Consider the following 2386-nt stretch of genomic DNA (forward strand, 5'->3'; position numbering starts at 1 on the left):
TCCGCGCTGTAGCGCTTTCTCGTCGTCTTCATTCCAGTCCATTCCTCAGGTCAGGCTGAGCTTATCATCCTGTCCAGAAAAACGGCACCACCTCAGGCAATGTCGGCAACGGCACCAGCCTGCAATCGGAAATCACCCGCACCAACGGCTATGGCCGCATCGGCTTCGATATCGATAATGACAACGAGGTCTATGCCACGGTCAACGTGGCGCGCGTCACCTCCAACAACACACCCAATCCGGGCGCGGCCAAGGCCAATTCGCTCACCCTGCAATGCTCCAACCCGTTCGTGCCCACCTCGATCCAGGATCTGTGCGCGGCCAACGGCATCACCAGCTTCAAGTATGGCGTCAGCAACGCGGTGCTGCCGCAGTTCATCAACGTCAATCCGGTGCGCGAGCAATATCGCTTCGTCGCCGGAGCCAAGGGCAAGATCCCGTTCCTGGGCAGCGACCTGCACTATGACGCCTATGTCGAGCATGGCGAGAACATCACCGACATCACGGTGAGCAACATCACGCTCAACGCCCGCTACAACGCCGCGATCCAGGCGGTGCGCCTGAATGACGGCACCATCGCCTGCGCCGATCCGGCCGCACGCGCCAGTGGCTGCGTACCGCTCAACATCATTGGCGGCGCCACCCCCAGCGCGGCGACGCTTGCCTATATCACCCCTGCCCATGGCCCGCACCAGCACACCCGCCAGACCCAGGACGTGGCCAGCATCGCGTTCAACAACCAGCCCTTTTCCACCTGGGCCGGCCCGGTTTCGCTGGCCTTCGGCGGCGAATGGCGCCACGAATACTACCGCGTGAAAGGCGATCCCTATGGCAACGGGGTCACCGCCAGCAATCCCAACACCGCCGATTACCCGGCCGATCCGCTGCTCAACACCGCTGGCAACAACTGGTACGCGGGCAACTATCACGACGGCAGCGGCAAGTATTCGGTCTATGAAGGCTTCCTCGAAGCGAACCTGCCGCTGGTCGACACGCCCGGCGCCGGCAAGGCCAATCTCAACCTGGCGGGCCGCGCCACGCACTACAGCACCTCGGGCACGGTCTACACGTGGAAGATCGGCGGCACCTGGCAGACACCGGTGGACGGCATCCGCCTGCGCGCGGTCACCTCGCGCGATGTGCGCGCACCCAACCTGAGCGAGCTCTATGCCGCGCCGATCACGGTTACCGTGCCGGGGCTGACCAATCCGTTCAACAACAACCAGCCTGTCACCGTGCAGCAGAACACGATCGGCAACACCGCACTCAAGCCGGAAATCGCGCGCAATACCGAGGCCGGCATCGTGCTGTCGCGCCCGGGCTGGGCACCAGGCCTCAACCTCTCGGTCGATTACTATCGCATCAAGGTGAAAGGCGTGGTGTCCTCACTCAGCGCGCAGCAGGAAGTGAACTACTGCTATGGCGGCGTGACGCAACTGTGCAGCGCCTTCGATCTCAATGCCGCCACGCCCTATGTCAACGTGCAGGCGTTCAACCTCGCCTCGATCTTCACCGACGGCTTCGATATCGAGGCAAGCTACCAGTTCCGGCTCGACAGCCTCGAGCTGCCTGGCAATCTGACCCTGCGCGCACTAGCAACCAATGTGCGCAACTATATCACCGATATCGGCCTGCCCAACACGATCCCCACGCAAGGCGCCGGGGTCAACGCCGGGGCCACGCCGAAGTGGAAAGTGCTCGCCACTGAAAGCTGGGATACCGACAACTTCAGCCTGACCTTCACCCAGCGCTGGTTCAGCGCGGGCAAGATCAGCAACGAATATATCGAGCGCCAGACCAACTGTCCGGTGCAGACCGCACAGCAGGCCACGCTGCACCCCACGATCGACAACAACCGCATGCCCGGCGCGTTTTATTTCGACGTGGGCGCCACCTACAACGTGACCAAGGCGATCACGGCCTATGCCAAGGTGGACAATCTGTTCAACCACGATCCGGCCGCTTCGCCACAGACCAACACCGGGATCGACGTGAACCCGCTGCTCTACGACGTCCTCGGCCGGATGTATCGTATCGGCGTGCGCGCCAGTTTCTGACCAGACCCTCCCTCGCCGCCGGTCCCGCTCCCAGGGACCGGCGGTTCTTTTTGTCCGGTGCTCCTACAGACCTAGGCAATCAGGAACGCGATAACCGCGTCGTCGAGAGCGCTGCCCCCTCCACTCTGCACTGGCGTGTCTTGCGCGGGCATCAGCCGGGCTGCGTGAGCTGAACGCAGGAAGGCCCCGTGCCTTGTTTGGCCGGGGCTGTTGTGTGTTAGGCTGTGTTGAGAGATGGTTGCGGGGGCAGGATTTGAACCTGCGACCTTCAGGTTATGAGCCTGACGAGCTACCGGGCTGCTCCACCCCGCGATGCGCTGCGGCCCCGT

General features: G+C 62.9%; 1 protein-coding gene and 1 tRNA gene. One reads left to right on the forward strand and one right to left on the reverse strand.

The window, feature by feature from the left end; genetic code table 11:
• Positions 1-206 precede the first annotated feature (206 nt).
• Entirely contained in the window at positions 207-2057 is a 1851-nt protein-coding gene (locus C8K14_RS22200; RefSeq protein WP_233251193.1) for a TonB-dependent receptor domain-containing protein, read from the forward strand.
• A 235-nt stretch (positions 2058-2292) separates the two neighbouring features.
• Here the strand turns inward: C8K14_RS22200 and C8K14_RS22205 are convergent.
• Positions 2293-2369 (reverse strand) — tRNA-Met (locus C8K14_RS22205).
• Positions 2370-2386 lie beyond the last annotated feature (17 nt).

The organism is Novosphingobium sp. GV079 (assembly GCF_003058045.1).
GTDB classification, from domain to species: domain Bacteria; phylum Pseudomonadota; class Alphaproteobacteria; order Sphingomonadales; family Sphingomonadaceae; genus Novosphingobium; species Novosphingobium capsulatum.